Source organism: Vagococcus sp. 211 (assembly GCF_056322705.1).
Genome location: NZ_CM150475.1, coordinates 287,669 through 310,790 on the forward strand (window position 1 = coordinate 287,669; position 23,122 = coordinate 310,790).

Genomic DNA, 23,122 nt, shown 5'->3' on the forward strand with positions numbered 1-23,122 from the left:
TTGTGTATGTTATCCTCTCCATTATACCTCTATTTCCAAACAGTTTGTCTGAAAAGTCTGACAAGTTCTTCTTTTTTACAATAAACACACCATTAAATCAAATTAATTCACAAATGTACGGATGTAACCGTTGTTATATAAAGACTATTAGTGAAAGTTAATGACTTGATAACTTTTCTTAAATTGTAAACCCTTACATTTAGAGGTAAATTTATAAGTGAAGTTTGCGCAAACAAATTTGAATACTATTATTCGAAAGTAGAAGGTGACTAAACGGATGAAAGAAGTAGTAATTGTATCAGCATTAAGAACACCCATTGGATCATATGGAGGTGCTTTCAAAAATTATTCTGCAGTAGATTTAGGGGTTGATGTGATTAAAGAATCCTTGAAACAATTAAATTTAGCTCCAGAACAAGTGGATGAAGTGATTTTAGGTAATATCTTAAACGCAGGCATGGGACAAAACGTCGCACGTCAAGTATCCATGAATGCCGGGATTCCAAAAGAAGTACCAGCTATGACAATCAATCAAGTCTGTGGCTCAGGATTAAGAACAGTGATGCTAGCGGCTCAATCGATTGTTAGTGGTGACAATGATGTGGTCATTGCAGGGGGAACTGAGAACATGAGTCAAGCGCCTTATGTGATTGATAACCAACGTTGGGGTCAACGCATGGGAAATGGTCAAGTCATCGATACGATGATTAAAGATGGTTTGTCTGATGCTTTTGACGGGATTCACATGGGAATTACCGCAGAAAATATTGCTGAAAAGTATGGTTTCACTCGTGAAGAACAAGACGCATTAGCGACGGCTAGTCAAAATAAAGCAGAAGAAGCCATCAAAACAGGTCGTTTCAAAGAAGAAATCGTTCCAATCACTATGCCACAGCGTCGTGGAGATGACATTGTGATGGATACTGATGAATACCCTCGTTTTGGTAGTACCAAAGAAAATTTCGCTAAATTACGTCCAGCTTTCAAAAAAGACGGAACAGTGACTGCAGGTAATGCTTCAGGGATTAATGATGGAGCGGCTATTCTGGTAGTGATGAGTAAAGATAAAGCAGATGAATTAGGCTTAACACCATTAGCAACCATTAAGTCTTACGCAACATCAGGAGTCGATCCAAAAATCATGGGAACAGGTCCAATCCCTTCCACTAAAAAAGCGTTAGAAAAAGCGGGGATGACCGTGTCAGACCTAGAATTAATTGAAGCGAACGAAGCCTTCGCAGCACAAGCGCTTAGCGTTATCAAAGAGTTAGAATTAAACACAGACATCGTTAACGTTAACGGTGGAGCCATTGCTTTAGGTCACCCAATTGGAGCAAGTGGGGCGAGAGTGTTAGTTACCTTACTACATGAAATGCAAAAACGTGAGGCGAAAACAGGTCTAGCGACGCTATGTATCGGTGGCGGCCAAGGTGTATCGCTGATTGTTGAAAGATAAATCGATTAATAAAATTTAGGAGAGTGTCATATGTCAATCAAAACAGTTATGGTTGTTGGTTCAGGTCAAATGGGAAGCGGGATTGCCCAAGTCTTTGCTAAAGCAGGGATGAAAGTTTATTTAAATGATATCTCAGAAGAAATCGTAGCAAAAAACTTTGCCATGATTGATAAGCAATTATCATCACTTGTCAAAAAAGAACGCATGACAGAAGAGAAAAAAGCAGAGGTATTAGGAAACATTGAAACGTGTTCGACTTATGAACCTGTTAAAGAAGTTGACTTAGTAGTAGAAGCTGCGACTGAGAGAAAAGACATCAAATTAAACATTTTCAAACAATTAGATGAGTTAGCAGCAGAGCACACTATCTTAGCAACAAATACGTCATCTCTTTCTATTACAGAAATTGCTTTAGCGACGAAACGTCCTGATAAAGTGATTGGTATGCATTTCTTTAATCCAGCACCAATCATGAAATTAGTAGAAGTTATTTCTGGTTTAACCACATCAGAAGAAACACAAGCAATGATTAAAGAAACCGTTGATGTTATTGGGAAAACAGGGGTAGAAGTGAAAGATTCTTACGGCTTTGTGGTGAACCGTATCTTAATTCCAATGATTAATGAAGCAGCTTTTGTATTAAGTGAATCAGTAGCAACAGCAGAAGAAATTGATTCAGCTATGAAACTTGGCGCAAATCATCCGATTGGGCCACTAGCATTGGCTGACTTAATTGGACTAGATGTGGTGTTAGCTATTATGAACGTTTTATATGACGGATTTAAAGATCCTAAATACCGCGTGGCACCAATTATTCAAAAATACGTGGAAGCTGGTTGGTTAGGCCGTAAGTCAGGCAAAGGATTCTTTGATTATAAATAGGGAGGACAAGATAATATGAGTACAATGTCATGTGTGGATTACAAGAGAGAAGAAGCCGTAGGGATTTTAACGATTAATCGCCCTAAAGCTTTAAATGCGTTAAACACAGAAGTTTTAGATGCTTTAGATATCTTATTAGATAAGATTGAAGACGACGGCATTAAAGCACTTGTTATTACAGGTAGCGGTGAAAAAGCGTTTGTTGCTGGTGCTGATATCTCAGAAATGTCAGATATGGGAACATTAGAAGCTCGTGCTTTCTCTCAAAAAGGGAACCGTGTCTTCTCGAAATTAGAAAACTTCCGAGTGCCAGTTATTGCGGCTGTTAACGGCTTTGCCTTAGGTGGTGGGTGTGAATTAGCTTTATCTGCAGATATACGTTATGCGTCAGAAAATGCGAAGTTTGGACAACCAGAAGTTGGACTAGGTATTATTCCAGGATTTGGTGGAACACAACGTTTGTCTAGAACCGTAGGAATGGCTAAAGCGAAAGAATTAATTTTCTCTGGTAACATCATTGATGCCAATGAAGCAGAAAAAATTGGTTTAGTAAACAAAGTAGTTCCTCAAGAAGAATTATTAGAAACAGCCATGACATATGCTAATAAAGTAGCTAAACAAGCACCATTAGCTGTTGAGTTTGGTAAAAAAGTGATGAATGATGGCATTAATTTAGATTTACGTCACGCACTCGACTATGAAGCAGAATCATTTGGTTCTTTATTCTCTACAGAAGATCAAAAAGAAGGTATGTATGCCTTCATGGAAAAACGTAAAGCTAAATTTGAGAGCAGATAGGAGATTATCATGAATAAAATTAAAACAGTTGATGAAGCTATTGATTTAATCAAACCAGATTCAAGTCTTATGATTTCAGGATTCTTAGGAGTTAGTTCTCCTATTCGTTTAATCGAACAATTAGCAACAAAAAAAGAAATTAATGGCTTAACATTAATTATGTCAGTGGCATCTTATCCAGGAAAAGCGCATGACATTGAAGAATTGTTCTTAAATAAACAAGTGAAAAAATACATCGGTGCTCACGTAGGAACATCTCGTGAATTGAGCCGTCAATATTTAAACAATGAAACAGAAGTTGAATTTTGTCCAATGGGAACGTTAGCAGAGCGTATCCATGCAGGTGGTGCTGGTTTAGGAGCAGTTGTTACGCCTGTTGGTGTCGGAACACAACAAGAAGAAGACCATGAATTAATGGAAATCGACGGTAAAAAATTCCTAGTTTATACACCTCTTAAAGCAGATTATGCCTTAATTAGAGGGTTCAAAGCAGACAAAGAAGGAAACATCCAATCAAGAGGTACCTCAAAATCTGCAGTTCTTCAAATGGCTTTAGCTGGAAAAACAGTCATTGCTGAGGTAAATGAAATTGTTGAAGTTGGAGAGATTGCTCCGGATGATGTGGAAGTACCAGGACCATTAGTGGACTATATCGTTCAAGGTGACACATTATTAGAATCAAAAGAATACTTTAACGAATTATGGTCAAGTACGAACCAATTAAAAGTGGAGGTAGAGTAATGAAGCCAAAAGAAATAATTTCAAGACGTATTGCACAAGAATTTACAAATAACTCAGTGGTGAACTTGGGATTTGGTATTCCAAACGATGCTGCTAACTATATTCCTGAAGGCGTTAATGTTTTCTTACAAGCAGAAAACGGTGCTCTAAGTTTTGGTGCAACACCAACAGCTGAAACCTCAGATCCTGATTTAGGTAACTCAGGTGGCGCACCTATTACTCTTTTACCAGGGGCATCAACATTTGATATGTTAACATCTTTTGCTATCATCCGTGGGGGTCACGTTGATATGACCGTACTAGGTGCACTTGAAGTGGCAGAAAATGGAGACATTGCTAACTGGTTAATCCCAGGTGTTTTAGCACCAGGGATGGGTGGCGCAATGGATTTATTAGTAGGAGCTAAAAAAGTAGTGGCTTCGTTACAACACACTGATAAAAAAGGCAATTCAAAAATATTGAAGAGCTGTTCACTACCATTGTCAGCAGCAGGTGTGGTTAATTTAATCATCACTAATATGGCTGTGTTTGAAGTGGTTGAAGGTGGGTTATTGTTAACAGAAACAGCACCTGGTGTGACTGTGGATGAGGTGTTAGAAAAAACAGAAGCAACAGTGATTGTTTCTGAAGATGTGAAAGAAATGACTATCTAAGGAATCACCTGACAAGGGGGTGATTCCCCCTTGTTTATTATATTGAAAAGGGAGAAGGTTATGGATAATTATACAATGAAAAAAAAGATCAGTAATCCACTACTAAGTGGTATTATCTCATTTATTCTTATTTTGGTTATTGCATCAGTAGGATGGATTATTTGGTCAAATGTGTGGAAGTTTATCATTCTAGCCATTGGTGGTAGTGCTGTTTCTAGTTTGAGTCCAGAAGTTCAAGGGCATTTCTTAAAAGAGGCAGTGGAAGGAACATTCTTCTGGATTGTTATTTCTACTTGGGTTTGGTTTACATTAAACATGGGCAACTATGGGAAGTATGCTAAAACAACACAACAACCTCAAGCAGGCACACGTTATACATTGTGGGCTTTTCTATCAGGGATTGCAGGTTTTGCTTTCTTTGTTACCTTTTTAGGTTTATGGTGGGAACCATTTAGTTGGCAAGTCTTGTTTAGACCAGGAAGTGAAGCCCAAGCCTTGTTAGCTATTAAAGGCTGGTCAGCGATTAACTTCTTTGCACTATCTGTTATCTTAGCGCAAATTCCATTGGTTAGTGTGTTTGGGAAGTACCCATTTAGTAAATACAGTAAAGAGCCATGGACTGTGGCGATTGGTACGCTAACATTAGGGTTACTTTTAGCCTTGTTTAATTGGATTGTGTTTATCGTTCCAAGTTTTATGACCTTACAAATTGACGGCGTTGCTATTACATCTGCCCCATTTGGTGGGTGGCCAACAGCTCTTGCATGGTGTCAGTTATTTATCTTCTTCTTCTTAATCCCAGCAGAGGGTGGAGAAGGATACCCACAAAAATTAGTAACAACGAAACAACCATGGGGAGGATTTATAGGATTAGGTATTGCTGTTGCAGGCGCGTTTATTTTCTTACCTATCTTGCGATCTATTCTAACGCCATTAGCTAATTCAGTGGATATTGCACCTGACTTAGCGGTAGCATCCTTTACGTTAACGATTATTAACGTGTTGTTAACTTGGCATCATCATTTTGATGATTATCCTAACAAAGACATGATACCTTCAGCTTTCCCAAGAATCATGGCTCAGCTGGCTATTGTTATTGTAGTTGGTTCTATTTTAGGAGTTATCTGGATAAAAACGGTTCAATTATGGCCGTTTGGTGGTAATGATCTAGGCATGGGACACCCAATGTTAGGTATTATGGGTGGACAATTTGTTTATATGATGCCAATGTTATTTATGAATACTTTCTTTGACAAATGGCCAATGGCTAAGAGTGTTAAAGGATAACTTAGGGATGACATGAGCTAGAGAGTTTCTGCTCTAGCTCTTTAATAGTAATAACTAAAAAGAAATGAGGAGAACAAAATGACCAAAATAACAGAACTTTTAAACATTGACTACCCGATATTTCAAGGAGCTATGGCGCAAATCTCAACATCGTCTTTAGTTGGAGCGGTGTCAGAGGCTGGTGGGTTAGGAATTATTGCCTCAGGTGGAATGACGGCAGAGCAGTTAACGGAAGAAATTAGAAAAACAAGGGCTATCACCAATAAGCCATTTGCAGTGAATATCATGTTAATGATGGATAATTGTGACGAGATAGTCAATGTTATTTTAGATAATCATGTGAATATAATCACAACTGGAGCAGGAACACCTAAAAAATATATGCCTCGATTGAAAGAGGCTGGAGTGATTGTTATCCCTGTTGTACCCAGTGCTAAGTTAGCGAAAAAAATGGAGGATATTGGTGCTGATGCGGTTGTAGCAGAAGGGACGGAAGCCGGTGGTCATATTGGAGAAGTAGCAACAATGCCTTTGATAACAGCTGTAACTAATGCTGTCTCTATTCCTGTCATTGCAGCTGGAGGAATATCAGATGGTAGAGGATTAGCTGCTGCGGTTGCTCTAGGGGCAGAAGGCGTTCAGATGGGAACCGTTTATCTAGCTTCAAAAGAATGTCCTATTCCTAAGAGTTTTAAAGAGAAAGTGATAGAATCTATCGAAACATCTACAGTGGTGACTGGACGTAAGAATGGCGCTCCTGTACGTACTATAAAAAATGATATGACCCAGCATTATTTAGAATTAGAAAATAAAGATGTACCTAGAGAAGAATTAGAAAAATTAACGATGGGCTCTTTAAGAAAAGCGGTTGTAGAAGGTGATGTTGATAACGGTTCTCTAATGGCGGGTCAAATATTAGGGAATATTTCAGAAATTAGAAGCGTTGAAGAGATACATCAAGAGATATTAAGAGTGTATCGACGCATTGATTTACCTAAATTGTAGATAAGACACTCTCGTGAAGGGAGTGTTTTTTTGTTTCTATTATTTTTGGTAATAGATACTCTTAATTTTATTAATTTGTAATCGCTTTCCCTTCAGGTTAGATTTAAGGTGTCCTTTGCGCAAGGAGAACAATGAAGGCTATGATAAATAGTCAGAACATTAAGAATAAAATGACCATCAATCGACAGAATGCGATTGATACAAAGGAGACGATCATGGAGACATTTGTAATGGAGAAGAGAATAAAACAGCCTGTACTCAGTGGGTTAGTAACAGTAGGGGTATTGCTTGTTATTGTTTCTTTATTTTGGGTAGTTTGGTCTAATGTATGGCAAGGAATCATTTTACTTATTGGAGGTAGTGCGGTAAGTGGGTTAAATCCAGAAGTGAAAGCTCACTTTTTGAAAGAATCCGTTGAAGGAAGCTTTTTCTGGATGGTTATTTCTACGTGGGTATGGTTTACCTTAAGCTTAGGTAACTATGGAAAAGATAAACCAGGACTAAAGCAACCGATGGCAGGGTTGAGATATACAGGAATGGCATTAGCCACAGGTTTGATTGGTTTTATTATTTTTAGTTCATTACTAGGATTGTGGTGGGAACCATTTAGTTTTAATGCTCTGTTTAGACCCGTAGATGAGACACAAGCTTTATTAGGTATCAAAGGATGGGCAGCCATTAATTTCTTTGCTTTGGCTGTCATATTAGCTCAAATACCATTAACGAGCTTATTTGGGAAATATCCTTTTAATAGAAAAAATAGTGATGGGTTTAGTACTGGTTTTGGCACGCTGTTCTTAGGATTATTCCTTGCAACGGTTGTCTGGATCTTCTTCATCGTCCCAAGTTTCTTCACTTTACAGATAGACGGAGTCCAAGTGACACAGCAACCTTTTGGGGATTGGAGTACAGCCTTGGCATGGTGTCAGCTATTTATCTTCTTTTTCTTACTACCTGCAGAAGGCGGAGAGGGGTACCCACAAAAACTTGTAACAAGTAAACAACCTTGGTCTGGTTTGGTTGGTTTGGTTATCGCTTTGTTAGGCGCCTTTTTATGTTTACCATTGTTAAGAGCTTTGTTGACACCTTTAGCAGATTCTGTAGCCATTGCACCAGATTTGGCTGTGGCGTCCTTCACTTTAACGATTATTAATGTCTTACTAACATGGCACCATCATTTTGATGATTACCCGAATAAAGAAGTGATGCCTTCTACTCTAGGACGCATATTAGCTCAGTTAGCGATTGTTTTAGTTATAGGAAGTGTATTAGGTGTTATTTGGATCAAGACGGTTCATTTATGGCCATTTGGAGGGAATGACTTAGGTCTAGGTCATCCGATGCTTGGTATTATGGGTGGACAGTTCGTTTATATGATGCCAATGTTATTTATGAATACTTTCTTTGATAAATGGCCAATGGCTGTAAGTCGGAAAAAATAAAAACACCCCATTTGTGTGAGCTGTTCACGCAAATGGGGTGTTTTTTATAAAGTCATGGACAATCGAACCATGTCTTTGAGGACCAAGTTGTTTTCTATAATTGGTTCTGAATAATGGATTAAAAAGAAGTCACGGTCAATATGAGTCAGTCTAAAACCTACTTTTTGATAGAGGTAAAGCTGCATGAAACTCGTGCTACCAGTACCAATTTCTAAGGTGTCAAAAGAATGGGATTTGGCATAATCCATCGCAAATTGTAATAGCTTTTGACCTAATTTTTTATTTTGGTAGTCCGGGTGTACGGCTATATTAACAATTTCTAAGGTTTTAGGACGTGTGGCTAGTAAGACTAAAACGCCTACTAATTGCTGATTGTGTTTTTTTTCGTAAATAATACCGCGCTTTAAATAATCTTCTAGGGCTAATCTACTAGGGTCGGCCTCTAGCAACAAGTCATAATGTGCCGCTGTGGCCTCTTCTTTGGTTATTTGTCTCATCGTCATGAATGAATCACCTCGTTATTTATTATAAAAGCTTTAATACCCTTTGACAACCAGATAAGAAAGGAGTAGGATAATAAACGTTGTACACAACACGCAGTTCGTTGATACCATCCTGCGATATCAAAACTAGGAGGAGGAAGAAAAATGGAAAAAAGAGAAGTACAAACGCGAAATAATACGCAAGTACTCATTATGAACGGGTTAATTGCGGCATTGTATGTCGTATTAACTGTAGCTGTAGCACCGATCGCACAAGGACCTATCCAATTCAGATTATCAGAAAGTTTGAATCACATAGTTGTTTTTAACAAAAAACTACTGTGGGGTGTTGTAACAGGTGTTGTTATGTTTAATTTATTCTTTTCTACAGGAGGGATGCTAGATGTATTCTTTGGTGGGGGTCAAACATTGATTGCCTTACTAATTACAGCAGCATCTGCTAAATGGATTAAGAGTGATATTAAGCGCATGATTCTGAATGTTATTGTGTTTTCAGTAAGTATGGTGCTCATTGCTATTATGATTTGTTTATTGGGTGACATTACTCTTGGCTCAGGTGCTTTTTGGTCAATTTATGGCTCATTATTCTTGAGTGAAGCAATTATTATGAGTATTTCTGCCCCAGTTATTTATTATATAAATAAAACCGTTAAATTTGATCGATTTTAAAAAAATAAAAGGATGACATTTGTCATCCTTTTTTGTTATTTTTGTAAGTCTTCTACTGTGGCAACGTAGAAATCTTTGCGTTCTAATGCTTTCACGATAAGATCGCAGGTTTCTTTTTGTGTATCAGCTGGAAGTGTAATAATTGTCCGACGAATGTACTCGTCTTTACCCACATCTAAGGTAATGCAACTAGCAATATCAGAGTACTTAGAAATGACTTTTGTCATTGCCGCTAGATCACCTTGTTTACCAGTGGAAGCAATGGTTAATGCGAAGCGTCCTTCTTTAACATTCCAAGATTGCGATAAAATCCCTAATAAGCCACTGTGAGTTAAAATACCGTAAAAATGATTGTTACTGTCAAGGACAGCGATGTACGGTAATTCTTTAATGGTGAAGAATATTTTGAAAAATGAAGAATCCAAAGGTATAAATTTGGTTGAATTTTTCAATAGGTGTGTTACGGGTAATTGCATGTCGCCGCCTTCTGATTTATGGCGATAAATATGCATTTTGTAAATGTTCCCTCTAAAAATCTTTCCAGACTCATCTAATATAGGAACACATCTGAAACCTGATTCTTCTAAGATTTTTAAAGCATCTTCTAAAGAACAAGATTCGTTGACGGTGGTTAACTGTCTTTTTGGAATACAAACTGATTCAATTAACATGGTAACAATCTCCCTTCATTTTTGGTTATACTTAATAATACCATAACTAAAGTAAGAAGCATATTAGGTTATGTGAAAAAAATACAACAAAAGATAGGTTAGAGGTGTTTGACAAGGTGGTCATTTGATGATACATTTAAAGGGTTATTAATAGAGTGGGAGGATACTATTTTGGCCCCAAGAAAATCAGCATTAGCTTGTTCAGTCTGCGGATCTAGAAACTATTCTAAAGCAGTCAATGATGCTCATCGTACAGAGCGATTAGAAGTTAAGAAATTTTGTAAATACTGTAAAAAACATACGCTGCATAGAGAAACGAAATAAAGGAGTTGACATCATGAAATTTTTAAAAAGTGTTAAAGATGAAATGAAAATTGTTACTTGGCCTTCAAGTCAAAAACTAACAAAAGACGTAATCACAGTTATTCAATCAACCTTATTGTTTGCTGCGTTTTTCGCTGTTGTTGATTTTGGTTTAGGCGAATTACTTAAATTCTTTATTTAAGCATTAATCACTAGCCAGAACCTTGGTGTAGTGCTATAATTATGTGGATAGGAAAAACTTCGGATATCTGAGGTTTTTTTATTTTATCATGAAAAGGAAGGTTAATCTAAATGGAATCTTTTGAAAGACACTGGTATGTGTTACATACTTACTCAGGTTATGAAAACAAAGTAAAACAAAACATCGAATCACGTGCACAAAGCATGGGCATGGAAGATTTTATTTTCCGTGTAGTTGTTCCTGAAGAAGAAGAACGTGAAATTAAAAACGGCAAAGAAAAAGTAACAGCTAAAAAAACATTTCCTGGTTATGTCTTAGTTGAAATGACCATGACAGATGATTCTTGGTACATTGTACGAAATACACCAGGTGTAACAGGGTTTGTCGGCTCTCACGGAGCGGGTAGTAAACCAGCACCTTTATTAGATGAAGAAATCGCTCATATCTTAAATAAACTAGGTATTAGTAGACGTCATGCTGATCTAGATGTTGAATTAGGCGAAAGTATTACGATTGTTGACGGAGCATTCTCAGGTTTAACTGGTTTAATCACTGAAATTGATACGGAAAAACAAAAACTTAAAGTTAATATTGACATGTTTGGTAGAGAAACAAGTACTGAACTTGATTTTGATCAAATTGACAAACTGTAAAAAACCGATAATTTATCGGTTTTTTTATTTTTATAATGAGGGTGTGAGAGAATGAAAAAAGTAAGACTTAGTGTGTTATTGATGCTATTGCTTGTTGTAACAGGGTGTGGAAATGTCTTTAAAGTGACCCAGAAAGAACCGAAAAATAAGGAAGTAGTTGTTAAAAAAACAGAAATGCCTACGTTATTTATTCATGGTTACAGAGGGTCGTCTTATTCTCTAGGCGGAATGATGACACGTTTGGAAAAACAAGGGGTTGCTGATAAAGAAATGACGATTCGAGTGACGCCTGAGGGGCAGGTTGAAAAAGAGGGAGAATTGACACAGGAAGCGACGAATCCGATGATTCAAGTGCTGTTTGAAGACAATGAAAAAGATGAATGGACACAAAGTTTATGGCTCCAACGAATACTTGTTACTTTGGCACAAGAAGAGCAAGTAACGTCAGTCAATGTGGTGGGACATTCTATGGGAGGAGTCTCAACACTGCGTTATTTAATGAGTGGTGACATTGAAGGGGCAGCAAAGGTGAATCAACTGATTGCGATTGGTTCTCCTTTCAATGAATTTGTAGAAACGAGAAGCATGGAACAATTAAAAACAGAAATGCTTGAAGGGCCAGAAGAGTTATCTGATCGTATGGAAGACATTGAGGCATCGGTGAAGGACATACCATCCACTGTTCGAATGGCTTTGATTGGTGGACAATTATCTGATACCGACCTGAGTGATGGAACTGTTCCAGTAGGAAGTGCTGTTGCAATTAATGCAGGATTAAAAAAGAATGGAAACAAAGTAAGTAGTTATATTTTAACGGGTGAAAACGTTGATCACAGTGGGTTACATGAAAATAAACAAGTAGATGAAATAGTCATAAATGAATTGTGGAAATAAAAAGAGTTGACATTTAGTCATAAAGTAGATAGGATAGTCATTAAGTTTTAAGCTTATTAGCCCAGTAGAAAATAAGAGCCAGTCATTAGAAAGTCGATGGGTACTGAAAATCGACCTGACTTATTTTTGAATTACACTAATTAAGTACATGCAAATATGAGAACGTTAGAGATAAAAGCAAGGAATAGTGTGCTTTTAATTAAGGTGGTACCGTGAATTCAAATTCGCCCTTATCAATAAGATAAGGGCGGATTTTTTTTATTTTTATTTTAGATTTAGGAGGGGAAAGTATGATGAGCTGTGGCGGAGTGATTCGATATTGTCGTTTTGTTGTATTTTGAGTAACTAAAACAACAATATGAGGAGTTTGAGAGATGAAAAAGACAAATGAGATTAATTTATTAGAGGCAAGTTTGGTATTATTAGTGATTATATTAAGTATATCGGTGAGTGTGATTGGGTTTAAACTATCCCCAAACATTGCCATACTCGGCGCGATTAGCATTACCATGTTATATGTTGTGATTAAAAGGTTACCCTTGATGTTGATTAACGAAGGGATTGTCAAAGGATTAAAGCCAGGGATTATTCCTATTTTTATTTTTTTACTGGTAGGGGCTTTAATTGCGGTATGGATTCAAGCTGGTATTATCCCTACTTTGATGGTCATTGGCTTCAAGTTAATTAGTGTCCGTTGGTTTGTTCCGTCAGTGTTTATTGTATGTGCAATCGTGGGAAGTGCTGTAGGTAGTGCCTTTACCGTTATGTCCACTATCGGTATTGCCTTTTTCGGTATTGGAACAACGCTTGGTTTAAATCCAGCTTTAGTAGTTGGAGCAATTGCTTCTGGATCCATTTTTGGTGATAAAATGTCTCCTTTATCTGAATCTACTAACTTAGCTTCAGCTATCGCAGGTTCTGATTTGTTTGACCATATTAAACACATGGGTTGGTCAACGTACCCAGCATTTCTGGTTTCTTTAATTTTGTACACTGTATTAGGATTTAATAGCAGTAGTGCTGATTTGAGTGATATTGCGGTTGTCATTAGCACACTAGAATCACACTTTACGATTTCAGCTTGGTCTTTATTGCCTATTGTGGTGATGTTATTATGTGCCTGGAGAAAAATTCCGGCAATTGTGACCATTCTGTTGAATGTGGGTGTTGCTGTATTAATGATTATTTTTCAAGGAAGAGGCGTGTCTCTACCAGAATTAGCAGGTGTCATTGAAAACGGGTTTGTTTCAGTTACAGGCAACGAACAAATTGATTTATTGTTATCTCGGGGAGGTATCAATAGTATGATGCCAACGGTCCTATTAATTATTCTAACATTATCATTAGGTGGTATTTTGATGGAAGTTGGTTTAGTGAGTACGGTGATTGAAGCGTTAGCACGTAAATTGAGCGGACCAAAACAGCTTATTATTGTCACATTGTTATCAAGCATTGGGGTTAATATCTTTATTGGGGAACAATTCCTGTCAGTTATTTTGCCAGGGAATGCTTTTAAAGATGTTTACGGTAAAATGAAATTGGATCCTGTTGTCTTAAGTCGAACACTAGAGGATGGAGGGACGGTGATTAACTACCTAATACCGTGGGGAATTGCTGGAAGTTTTGTGGCCAATACCTTTGGCGTACCAACGATGACTTACCTTCCTTTTGTTTTCTTCAGTTTATTATCACCAGTATTTTCTATGCTAAGTGCTGTGACTGGTATTGGTGTGAAATACCAAGAAAATTAAGTCAGTTTAGAACACTCTATTTTTTAGAGTGTTCTTTTTCATTAAAATAAGATTAGTATATTTTAATTTATTTTTAATAAAAGGATTGACTTTGATAATATCAAGGCTTACCATAGAGAACAATTAAGAAAACAAATGTTACTTAACTGTAAACATAAGGAGGAAATCGTTTCTATGATGTATGATTTAAGTTATTTAAGTGTGCCACTGCCTGAAGATGTGGAAAAAATGAAACATTATGGTGATTATGAGGGAGCTAAAGAGTTGATTCATTTTCTATTAGACAAAGAAGCCACACCAAAAGCTTTAAAAAAACGTCTGGAAATAGAATTAGAGACGCTGACTGTCATGGGGATGAATGAATACCCGTATTCTTTTGAAGAGGCTGTAGCACTAATGGAAGAATCGGTTCAGGACTTTGAAGCAGTTGAGTTAGAAGGATTAAAGGCAACAGGAAAAGTTGATTGGATGTATGTAAACGGAGAGCCTGCTTTTCAACGTCGATTCTTAGCTAATTTAGTGAAAACGCAAAAAGAGTATGCAGAGCGTTATCGTCATGTGGAAGAAAATAACATAGAATCACTGCGCCAAGTTGAATTAGATGAAAATGTCATAAAGATGAAAGAACAAGGGGAGCGAGAAGTCTCCATTCATCTCCAAGCGAGTATCAAAGTGAAAAAAGAATACGAAAAAGTGGGGGAGAAAGTAAAGGTATATCTCCCTATTCCAAAAGAGTGTCAGCAACTATCGGATATCGAGATTATTCAAACTAATCCAGAAGCTATTTTTGTAGCACCTGAAACAGAAGAGCAACGAACGGTTTGTTTTGAGGCAGTTTTAGAGGAAGATCAGATTTTTTCTGTGTCATACCGTTACACGAACCATGTTAAGTACACCACATTGGATCCTGAGTTATCTGAAGCTTGTGATATTACAACGGATCTATCAGAAGAGTTGCCACATATGGCGTTTACCCCTTATTTAAGATGGTTATTGGAGGAGATATTAGAGGGAGAGGACAACCCGATAAAACAATCTCGACTTATTTTTGATTTTGTGACAACTAAAGTCAATTATTCTTTTATGAGAGAGTATGTGACTATCCCTAATATCTCTGAATACGCAGCCGTTAATCTTAAAGGGGATTGCGGGGTTCAAGCAATTCTTTTTATCACCTTATGTCGCATGGCTGGAATTCCAGCTAAATGGCAATCTGGATTATATGTATCTAGTTATTATACAGGGTGTCATGATTGGGCTCAATTTTACGTAGCACCTTATGGTTGGGTTTTTGCTGATTTATCTTTTGCTGGTGGGGCTTATCGGAATGGCAATTTGCAGAGATGGGATTATTATTATGGTAATCTAGATGTTTTTAGAATGGTGGCTAACAGCAGCATTCAACAAGATTTTAACCCAAGCAAACAAGGATTCAGAGCAGATCCAATCGACAATCAACGAGGTGAATTTGAGTATGAAGGTTTAGGGTTACTTTATTCTCAATTAGAGGTAACGCAAGAATTGATTGAAATGAAGGAAATTAGATAGAAAGAGGAGGAATGAAACAATGAAAGGGAGAGTATGGAAGAGTAGTATGGCCTTGTTGAGTGTCTTAGTGTTGTTTGGTTGTTCTCAGACGGATAATGAAACAAAAAAGGCAGATAAGAAAGGGAATATGGGTCAGGTAATTAATTTGATGGAACAAACTGAAGTAGGTTCGCTAGATACTATCTTTACTCAAGATGAAGCGAGTATTAATGTACAGACTAATGTCTTTGAAGGACTATATCAATTAGATGGTGAAGATAACGTGTTACCTGGAGTGGCAAAAGATTTACCTGAGATATCTGAAGATGGAAAAACATATACGATTGCACTTAGAGAAGATAGTAAATGGACAAATGGAGATCCTGTTACAGCTCATGACTTTGTATTTGCTTGGCATAAATTAGTCAATCCTGAGAATCAAGCTAACTATTTCTTTTTATTAGAGGGAACCATAGAGAATGGTACAGATATTATTAATGGTAAAAAAGAGGTTTCTGAATTAGGTGTGAAAGCATTAGATGATTATACGTTGGAAATAAAATTAGAAAAACCAGTAGCCTATTTTACCTCACTGCTAACTTTCTCACCTTTCTTTCCACAAAATGAATCCTTTGTAACAGAACAAGGGAAAGATTATGGTTCATCTAGTGAGAATATTGTGTCTAATGGCCCATTCGTCATTAAAAATTGGAATCAAGCATCTATGAACTGGGATTTAGAAAAAAATAATGAGTATCATACTCCTGATGAAGTGAAAGCTGATAAATTACATTTTGAAGTGATCAAGGAAGGGAATACTGCCTATAATTTATATGAATCAGGGGAGTTGGATGTGGCTATTTTAAGTGGTGATTTAGCGACAAATAATAAAGATAATCCAGATTTTAATGCCATACAAGGTTCTAAGATTTATTACTTAAAATTGAATCAAGTTAGAAATGATGAGGACTCTATTTTTGCGAATGAAAATGTAAGAAAAGCTATTGCATATGGTTTAGATAAACAAAGTCTAGCAGAATTGATTGTAGCGGATGGTTCAAAAGAAGTCTACGGTTTTGTACCAAATCAATTTGTTTCGAATCCTGAGACAGGAGTAGATTTTAGAACAGATGCTGGTGATTTAGCTGTTACTAATGCTGAAAAAGCGCAAGAATACATTGAAAAAGCTAAAAAAGAGTTAGACGGTAAAATAGAAATCGAATTACTAGCAAAAGATGGAGACAAGGACAAACGCATTGCAGAATTTATTCAAGGGCAATTAGAAGAAACTCTACCAGGCCTAACAATTACTATTAAAACAGTGCCTCTTCAAAATTCTATTGAATTAACCAAAAAAGGGGACTATGAATTAGCTGTTGGGACATGGGGACCAGATTACCAAGACCCTACGACGTTTTTAAATAATCTGAGAACAGGTAATAACAGTGGCTATTCTAATGGTACATATGATGCTTTATTAGAAGATGCAGCAAATAAATACGCGAATGATTTAGAAAAGCGTTGGGATACTCTTGTGAAGGCAGAAAAAATAATGGTAGAAGAAGATGCGGCGATTGTACCTTTATTTCAAGAAGCACGTGTTCAATTAAGACGACAAGGATTAGTTGGTATTGACTATCATGGGTTTGGTGCGACAGCAACGTTAAAACACGCTGAATTAACAGAATAAAAAAACAAGTTTCTTCTATATATTATATAGAAGAAACTTGTTTTTTTTATTTAATTGGAACCTTTCGAGTATAGGCGTTCCATAATTTCTTTTCCTGTCTTTGAAGCAGCTAGGCCACCCTCAGCTGTTTCTTTGAAGATGCTTGGCATTTGCATTCCGACGCGGTGCATTGTTTCTACCACTTCGTCTGGTGGGATAACACTAGTAATACCTGCTAAAGCCATATCGGCAGAGATAAACGCTTGAGACGCGCCTAAAGCGTTACGTTTAACACAAGGAACTTCTACAAGACCAGCTACAGGATCGCAAATTAAGCCGAGCATGTTTTTAATCGTAATCGCTGCTGCTTGAGCAGATTGTTCGGGAGTCCCACCACAAACTTCAACAAGGGCCGCACTTGCCATGGCACTTGCTGAACCAATCTCAGCTTGACAACCGCCAGCTGCACCACTAATAGAAGCTTTGTTAGCAATGATAAGACCGAAAGCTCCTGCAGTGAAAAGGAAATTAAGTTGTTGTTCTAATGTTAGGTGACGTTCGTCATTTAATGCAGAAAGCACACCAGCTGCCACACCAGCACTGCCCGCGGTTGGGGTCGCACAGATTAGGCCCATTTCAGCATTCACTTCATTAACGGCAATCGCATTTTGAGCTGCGGTTAAGATGGTTTTGCCGCTTAAAAAATCACCTTTATCAATGTAATCTTTCATACGTGTTGCATCGCCACCTGTCAAACCGGTAACAGAGGTAACGCCTTTGACACCTTTTTCAATGGAAGCCATCATAACGGTTAAATTACGCTCCATGTGCTCAATGATGACTTCCCTAGAGCGTTGTGATACTTCCATTTCAGTTGTAATCATGACTTCTGAAATCGAGCCATGTTCATGGGCTAATGCTACTAATTCTTCAATTGTTTCAAACATATTATTCTCTCCTTATCCAAAGAAACTCACTTCGTGGACATCTGTCACCTCTTTTAACACCTCTGTTAGTCCTTCTACGCGTTCATCGACTTCGATAATCATGATAGCGTGCTCACCTTTTGATTCTCTGGTCACGGTCATGGTGCTAATGTTGATACCTTGTTCTGATAAGATGCGAGTGACATTTGCTACGACACCAGGTTTATCTTGGTGAACCGTTAAATACGTCGGCGTAGATAAATCTAAATTAATTTTAAAACCGTTCAATTCAGAGATTTGAATAGCGCCACCACCAATGGAAATCCCTGTACAACTTAGGGTTCTACCATTTCCTTTAACGATTAGCTTAACAGAGTTAGGGTGGTCTGCCTTTTCGTTCTTAGGAACAAAACAAACTTCCATCCCTGCTTCATAAGCAATTTTTAAAGAATCAGCTAATCGCTCATCGTCTGGTTCCATATCTAGTAACCCACCGACTAAGGCAATGTCTGTCCCGTGTCCGCGGTACGTTTTTGCGAATGATTCATATAGGTAAATATCGACTTGCTCAGGTTGTTGGCCGAAAATACGTCTAACGACTTTTCCGATTCTAGCAGCACCGGCTGTGTGTGAACTACTAGGACCAATCATGACAGGCCCGATAATATCAAAAACACTTTTATACTGTCCCATTTTTTATAACCCCTCTCAGATTAAACATACAGTACGCTTATTTTACCATAGGTTGGGGCATTTTTATTCTATGTGAGGCTCAAAAAAAGAGAAGAACGGAATATTTTATGAACTCTCTTTAACTATGCTAAAATAATAAGAAGGAAATAGCGTATATTGACAATGAGGAGAGTAAAGATGAAAGCTGAAATGATTACTGTAGGTACTGAAATTTTATTAGGTCAAATAGTAAACACTAATGCAACATATATCGCCCAATACTTGGCTGATATTGGTTATGATGTGTTCTATCAAACCACAGTTGGTGATAATGAACACCGGTTACTAGATGAACTTGAAAGGGCGCATAAACGAAGTGATTTAGTGATATTGTGTGGTGGCCTTGGACCGACGAAGGATGATTTAACCAAAGAAGTTGTGGCTCGTCATGTCTCCTCTTCTTTAGAATACGATGAATATGGCTTACAACATGTGCTTGATTTCTTTGAAGGCAGTCAAAGACCGATGACAGAGAACAATAAAAAACAAGGGTTAACGATAAAAGGGGGGATAACGCTCCAAAATCCAGCAGGACTCGCTTGTGGTGTACTGTATGATTTTGAAGAAACGTGTTATGTGTTATTACCTGGTCCGCCGAGGGAATTAAAAGCCATGATGGAAAGTGAGTTAAAAGAAATTCTAATCAATCGGTTGCCGGAAGAAACGCATCTTGTTTCCAGATATCTCAGATTTATGGGGATTGGAGAATCTCAAATTGCTAAAGATTTGGAAGATTTAATGGATAAACAGACGAACCCTACTATTGCACCTTATGCTAATTCTAATGAAGTGATGCTTCGTTTAACTGCTAAACATGCGTCGATAAAGACAGCCAATGAGTGGTTAGATGAGGTGGAAGCAAAAATACAAGCGCGTGTAGGGAGTTATTTTTATGGTTACGGGGAACACAATAGCATAGAGAATGTCGTGTTGAAAAAATTGGCTCAGAAAGGTAAAACAATCTCTATTGTAGAGGGAATGACAGGTGGTGCTTGTTTAGAACGTCTATCACGTGTACCTGGTTATGAAGAGGTGTGTGTAGGTGGTGTAGTACTGAGTTCAAATGCCAGTAAAAAGGGATTCTTGCATACTGATAACGGTGATGTTACGAAAGAGTCTACAATGCAGATGGCTGAACGTAGCCGGGAGCTTGTGGGGGCTGATTATGGCTTAGGCGTGGATGCTATCATAGATCGAACAGATGGGTCTCAGCCTGTAGGTACAATCATTGTTGCTGTATCAAGTGAGTCAGGAATTGATGTTGAGGAATATCTGATTAACCGAGAACGAGATTATATTGTAGATGGTGCAGTAAAACGAAGTTTGAATCAATTAAGACAATTAATTTAAAAAAGGCGAACAAATATTCGCTTTCTTCTTGATTTTTGTTAATAAAAAAAGTATGATATATAAGTAAGAGACAAAGCGAAGGAGGCACACGGATGTCTGATAATAGAAAAGCGGCATTAGATGCAGCACTTAAGAAAATAGAAAAAGATTTTGGTAAAGGTTCCGTTATGAAACTGGGTGAAAAAATTGATACACAAATATCAACCATTTCCAGTGGTTCACTTGCCTTAGACTCAGCATTGGGTGTAGGTGGTTATCCAAGAGGGAGAATCATAGAAGTTTACGGACCAGAGAGTTCAGGTAAAACAACAGTGGCACTTCACGCTATTGCCTCTGTACAAAAAGAAGGCGGAACAGCAGCGTTTATCGATGCTGAGCATGCGTTAGATCCAAAATATGCAGCAGCCTTAGGTGTTAATATTGATGAATTATTACTTTCTCAACCTGATACAGGTGAGCAAGGGTTGAATATTGCGGAAGCATTGGTATCAAGTGGTGCCATTGACATTGTTGTTGTCGATTCAGTAGCTGCTTTAGTACCAAGAGCAGAAATTGACGGCGAGATGGGCGACTCTCACGTTGGGTTACAAGCAAGGTTAATGTCGCAAGCTTTACGTAAATTATCTGGAACTATCAATAAAACAAAAACCATTGCTATTTTCATTAACCAAATTCGTGAAAAAGTTGGGGTTATGTTTGGTAACCCGGAAATTACACCAGGTGGACGTGCTCTTAAATTTTACGCTACTGTCCGTTTAGAGGTACGTCGTGCAGAGCAGTTGAAATCAGGGACGGATATCATTGGAAATAGAACGAAGATTAAAGTAGTTAAAAATAAAGTTGCACCGCCTTTCAAAATAGCCGAAGTGGATATCATGTATGGAGAAGGTATCTCTCAAGAAGGTGAATTGATTGATATGGCTTCAGATAAAGACATTGTCAATAAAAGTGGCGCATGGTATTCATATCATGATGAGCGTATTGGACAAGGGCGAGAAAATGCGAAAAATTTCTTAAAAGAGCATCCAGAGATGATGGAAGAAATTTATCAACAAGTACGTATTGCGTACAATATTGATGACGCACCCGTTGAAGAAACAGTAGAAGTTGATGCTGAGAAGTTAAACATTGACGAAGAATAAATAAAATAAAAACGTGAAGGTGGGTGAAGCAGCTCCTTTCACGTTTTTTTAACGCCAAAGTTCTCTTTTTTTAAGTTGACACTCCTTTTAACAAAGATTAGAATAAAGGTTGTATAGTTTTAATATATATACTCGTGCCTGTAGAGCACGATTTAGTAATATTTTTTACTTTTAATCTACATATAAAAATAAATGGAGATAGTCCGGAGGTGTTTTTTTATGGTATTGGTACTCCTCACTATCATCGGATTGATTGTAGGTCTAACAGTCGGTTATTTTGTTGCAAAATCTCAACATGAGAAATCAATGGACGGGGCTAGAAATACAGCCGCAGGAATCATTGAGCATGCTAAAAAAGAAGCTGAAACTCTGAAAAAAGAGTTGTTGTTAGAAGCGAAAGAACAGAATCAGCATTACCGTGCAGAAATCGAAAGTGAGCTGAAGGAAGAAAGAGCAGAACTAAAACATCAAGAAAATAGACTATTGCAAAAAGAAGCTAATCTTGATCGTAAGAGTGACTCTTTAGAAAATCGTGAACGCTCGTTGGAAGACAAAGAGGCTAAAATTGATTCTAAGAAACAATTAATTGATGAGCGAGAAAAAGAAGTGTCAGCACTGATTGACATGCAGCAAGTAGAGTTAGAAAAAATTGCTACTTTGAGTAAAGAAGAAGCGAAAAACATTATCATGCAAGAAACAGAAGAAGAGTTAACGCATGAAAGAGCAATGATTGTTAAAGATAGCGAACAAAAAGCAAAAGAAGAAGCAGACCGTAAAGCGAAGAATTTATTGTCCTTAGCGATTCAACGCTGTGCAGCGGATCAGGTATCAGAATTAACCGTAACAGTGGTTAATTTACCTAATGATGACATGAAAGGTCGAGTTATCGGTCGTGAAGGTCGAAATATCAGAACATTAGAAACATTAACTGGTATTGATTTAATTATTGATGACACACCTGAGGCAGTCGTGTTATCTGGTTTTGACCCAGTGAGACGAGAAGTTGCTCGTATGGCATTAGAAAAACTAATCCAAGACGGACGCATTCATCCAGCTAGGATTGAAGAACAAGTTGAAAAAGCACGTAAAGACATGGATGAACGTATTCGTGAATATGGCGAGAACGCTGCCTTTGAAGTAGGGGTCCATTCATTACATCCAGATTTAATTAAGATTTTAGGACGTTTGAGATTTAGAACAAGTTATGGACAAAATGTACTGAATCACTCGATAGAAGTTGCTAAATTAGCTGGGGTACTTGCCGAAGAGTTAGGTGAAGATCCAGTGTTAGCAAGAAGAGCTGGTTTGTTACATGATATCGGTAAAGCATTGGATCACGAAGTAGATGGTTCGCATGTAGAGATTGGGACAGAGCTTGTAAGTAAATACAAAGAAAATTCAGTTGTTATTAATTCAGTGGCTTCCCATCACGGGGATGTAGAAGCAACTTCTGTTATTTCCGTATTGGTTGCAGCAGCAGATGCTTTATCAGCCGCTAGACCAGGAGCTAGAAGTGAATCCTTAGAAAATTACATTAAACGCTTAGAGAAATTAGAAGGCATTGCCAATGATTTCCCAGGAGTTGAAAGTAGTTTTGCTATCCAAGCAGGACGTGAGATTCGTGTCATGGTTAAGCCTGAAGAAGTGACAGATGATGAAGCTATTTTACTAGTAAGAGATGTTAGAAAACGCATTGAAAGTGAATTAGAGTATCCAGGTCATATTAAAGTGACTGTTGTCAGAGAAGTTCGCGCTGTGGATTATGCTAAGTAAACGTTCAAATATGAGGAAATACATCTTAAAACATTGTTAAATCAATAAAAAAGTGATAATGTATGAAGTGACATTTTATTTTTAAACTACATA

General features: G+C 37.5%; 23 protein-coding genes. 19 read left to right on the forward strand and 4 right to left on the reverse strand.

The genetic code is table 11. The features are described 5' to 3' along the window. The first annotated feature begins 277 nt into the window (after positions 1–277). From ACVWM0_RS01465 to ACVWM0_RS01500, 8 genes are all read left to right on the forward strand, one after another. The gene (locus tag ACVWM0_RS01465) at positions 278–1,456 is read left to right on the forward strand and encodes an acetyl-CoA C-acetyltransferase (RefSeq protein ID WP_476472882.1); all 1,179 of its coding nucleotides are present in this window, start codon (positions 278–280) and stop codon (positions 1,454–1,456) included. Between the two features lie 30 nt (positions 1,457–1,486). After that, on the forward strand, positions 1,487–2,338 hold the full coding sequence (locus ACVWM0_RS01470) for a 3-hydroxybutyryl-CoA dehydrogenase (protein ID WP_476472883.1): 852 nt from the start codon (positions 1,487–1,489) through the stop codon (positions 2,336–2,338). Positions 2,339–2,353: 15 nt separating this feature from the next. Then, a complete protein-coding gene (locus ACVWM0_RS01475; RefSeq protein ID WP_476472884.1) occupies positions 2,354–3,136 on the forward strand; it encodes an enoyl-CoA hydratase-related protein in 783 nt (260 codons plus the stop codon). Between the two features lie 9 nt (positions 3,137–3,145). Further along, complete coding sequence (locus tag ACVWM0_RS01480; RefSeq protein WP_476472885.1) at positions 3,146–3,877, forward strand: CoA transferase subunit A; 732 nt, start codon at positions 3,146–3,148, stop codon at positions 3,875–3,877. Next, complete coding sequence (locus tag ACVWM0_RS01485; RefSeq protein ID WP_476472886.1) at positions 3,877–4,530, forward strand: 3-oxoacid CoA-transferase subunit B; 654 nt, start codon at positions 3,877–3,879, stop codon at positions 4,528–4,530. The genes ACVWM0_RS01480 and ACVWM0_RS01485 overlap by 1 nt, the downstream gene beginning before the upstream one ends. A 60-nt stretch (positions 4,531–4,590) precedes the next feature. After that, positions 4,591–5,817 carry a hypothetical protein gene (locus tag ACVWM0_RS01490; protein ID WP_476472887.1) on the forward strand — a complete coding sequence of 409 codons (1,227 nt, stop codon included), beginning with the start codon at positions 4,591–4,593 and terminating at the stop codon, positions 5,815–5,817. A 78-nt stretch (positions 5,818–5,895) separates the two neighbouring features. Further along, a complete protein-coding gene (locus tag ACVWM0_RS01495) occupies positions 5,896–6,822 on the forward strand; it encodes a nitronate monooxygenase (protein ID WP_476472888.1) in 927 nt (308 codons plus the stop codon). Between the two features lie 131 nt (positions 6,823–6,953). Next, the gene (locus ACVWM0_RS01500; protein WP_476472889.1) at positions 6,954–8,264 is read left to right on the forward strand and encodes a hypothetical protein; all 1,311 of its coding nucleotides are present in this window, start codon (positions 6,954–6,956) and stop codon (positions 8,262–8,264) included. 44 nt (positions 8,265–8,308) lie between these two features. Here ACVWM0_RS01500 and ACVWM0_RS01505 read toward each other — a convergent pair whose 3' ends face one another. Next, on the reverse strand, positions 8,309–8,767 hold the full coding sequence (locus ACVWM0_RS01505) for a GNAT family N-acetyltransferase (protein WP_476472890.1): 459 nt from the start codon (positions 8,765–8,767) through the stop codon (positions 8,309–8,311). Positions 8,768–8,911: 144 nt separating this feature from the next. On the opposite strand from ACVWM0_RS01505, the gene ACVWM0_RS01510 reads away from it, so the two are divergent. Then, positions 8,912–9,436, forward strand: a complete 525-nt coding sequence (locus tag ACVWM0_RS01510; RefSeq protein WP_476472891.1) for a QueT transporter family protein — start codon at positions 8,912–8,914, stop codon at positions 9,434–9,436. 35 nt (positions 9,437–9,471) lie between these two features. Here the strand turns inward: ACVWM0_RS01510 and cbpA are convergent, their stop codons facing one another. After that, entirely contained in the window at positions 9,472–10,107 is a 636-nt protein-coding gene (gene cbpA / locus ACVWM0_RS01515; RefSeq protein ID WP_476472892.1) for a cyclic di-AMP binding protein CbpA, read from the reverse strand. Between the two features lie 171 nt (positions 10,108–10,278). Here cbpA and rpmG point away from each other — a divergent pair, with 171 nt between their 5' ends. The 7 genes from rpmG (at position 10,279) to ACVWM0_RS01550 (ending at position 17,127) form a co-directional block, all read left to right on the forward strand. After that, positions 10,279–10,431: a 50S ribosomal protein L33 gene (gene rpmG / locus ACVWM0_RS01520; protein WP_476473634.1), complete on the forward strand. Its 153-nt coding sequence runs from the start codon at positions 10,279–10,281 to the stop codon at positions 10,429–10,431. A 13-nt stretch (positions 10,432–10,444) separates the two neighbouring features. After that, positions 10,445–10,612: a preprotein translocase subunit SecE gene (gene secE / locus ACVWM0_RS01525; RefSeq protein WP_476472893.1), complete on the forward strand. Its 168-nt coding sequence runs from the start codon at positions 10,445–10,447 to the stop codon at positions 10,610–10,612. Between the two features lie 110 nt (positions 10,613–10,722). Further along, positions 10,723–11,265 (forward strand): transcription termination/antitermination protein NusG, encoded by a 543-nt coding sequence (nusG, locus tag ACVWM0_RS01530; protein ID WP_476472894.1) that lies wholly within the window; start codon positions 10,723–10,725, stop codon positions 11,263–11,265. Positions 11,266–11,316: 51 nt separating this feature from the next. Next, positions 11,317–12,159, forward strand: coding sequence for an alpha/beta hydrolase (locus ACVWM0_RS01535; RefSeq protein ID WP_476472895.1), 843 nt, complete (start codon positions 11,317–11,319; stop codon positions 12,157–12,159). A 374-nt stretch (positions 12,160–12,533) separates the two neighbouring features. Continuing rightward, the gene (gene nhaC, locus ACVWM0_RS01540) at positions 12,534–13,910 is read left to right on the forward strand and encodes a Na+/H+ antiporter NhaC (RefSeq protein WP_476472896.1); all 1,377 of its coding nucleotides are present in this window, start codon (positions 12,534–12,536) and stop codon (positions 13,908–13,910) included. A gap of 174 nt (positions 13,911–14,084) precedes the next feature. Further along, complete coding sequence (locus tag ACVWM0_RS01545; RefSeq protein ID WP_476472897.1) at positions 14,085–15,458, forward strand: transglutaminase-like domain-containing protein; 1,374 nt, start codon at positions 14,085–14,087, stop codon at positions 15,456–15,458. Between the two features lie 19 nt (positions 15,459–15,477). Then, the gene (locus tag ACVWM0_RS01550; RefSeq protein WP_476472898.1) at positions 15,478–17,127 is read left to right on the forward strand and encodes a peptide ABC transporter substrate-binding protein; all 1,650 of its coding nucleotides are present in this window, start codon (positions 15,478–15,480) and stop codon (positions 17,125–17,127) included. Positions 17,128–17,177: 50 nt separating this feature from the next. Here ACVWM0_RS01550 and sdaAA read toward each other — a convergent pair whose 3' ends face one another. Then, entirely contained in the window at positions 17,178–18,053 is an 876-nt protein-coding gene (gene sdaAA, locus ACVWM0_RS01555) for an L-serine ammonia-lyase, iron-sulfur-dependent, subunit alpha (protein ID WP_476472899.1), read from the reverse strand. Between the two features lie 12 nt (positions 18,054–18,065). After that, a complete protein-coding gene (sdaAB, locus tag ACVWM0_RS01560) occupies positions 18,066–18,725 on the reverse strand; it encodes an L-serine ammonia-lyase, iron-sulfur-dependent subunit beta (protein WP_476472900.1) in 660 nt (219 codons plus the stop codon). A gap of 177 nt (positions 18,726–18,902) precedes the next feature. Here sdaAB and ACVWM0_RS01565 point away from each other — a divergent pair, with 177 nt between their 5' ends. The 3 genes from ACVWM0_RS01565 to rny all read left to right on the forward strand — a co-directional run bounded on the left by ACVWM0_RS01565 (position 18,903) and on the right by rny (position 23,029). After that, positions 18,903–20,114: a competence/damage-inducible protein A gene (locus ACVWM0_RS01565; RefSeq protein ID WP_476472901.1), complete on the forward strand. Its 1,212-nt coding sequence runs from the start codon at positions 18,903–18,905 to the stop codon at positions 20,112–20,114. 92 nt (positions 20,115–20,206) lie between these two features. Beyond that, positions 20,207–21,256 carry a recombinase RecA gene (gene recA / locus ACVWM0_RS01570; RefSeq protein ID WP_476472902.1) on the forward strand — a complete coding sequence of 350 codons (1,050 nt, stop codon included), beginning with the start codon at positions 20,207–20,209 and terminating at the stop codon, positions 21,254–21,256. A gap of 219 nt (positions 21,257–21,475) precedes the next feature. Continuing rightward, a complete protein-coding gene (gene rny / locus ACVWM0_RS01575) occupies positions 21,476–23,029 on the forward strand; it encodes a ribonuclease Y (RefSeq protein ID WP_476472903.1) in 1,554 nt (517 codons plus the stop codon). Positions 23,030–23,122 lie beyond the last annotated feature (93 nt).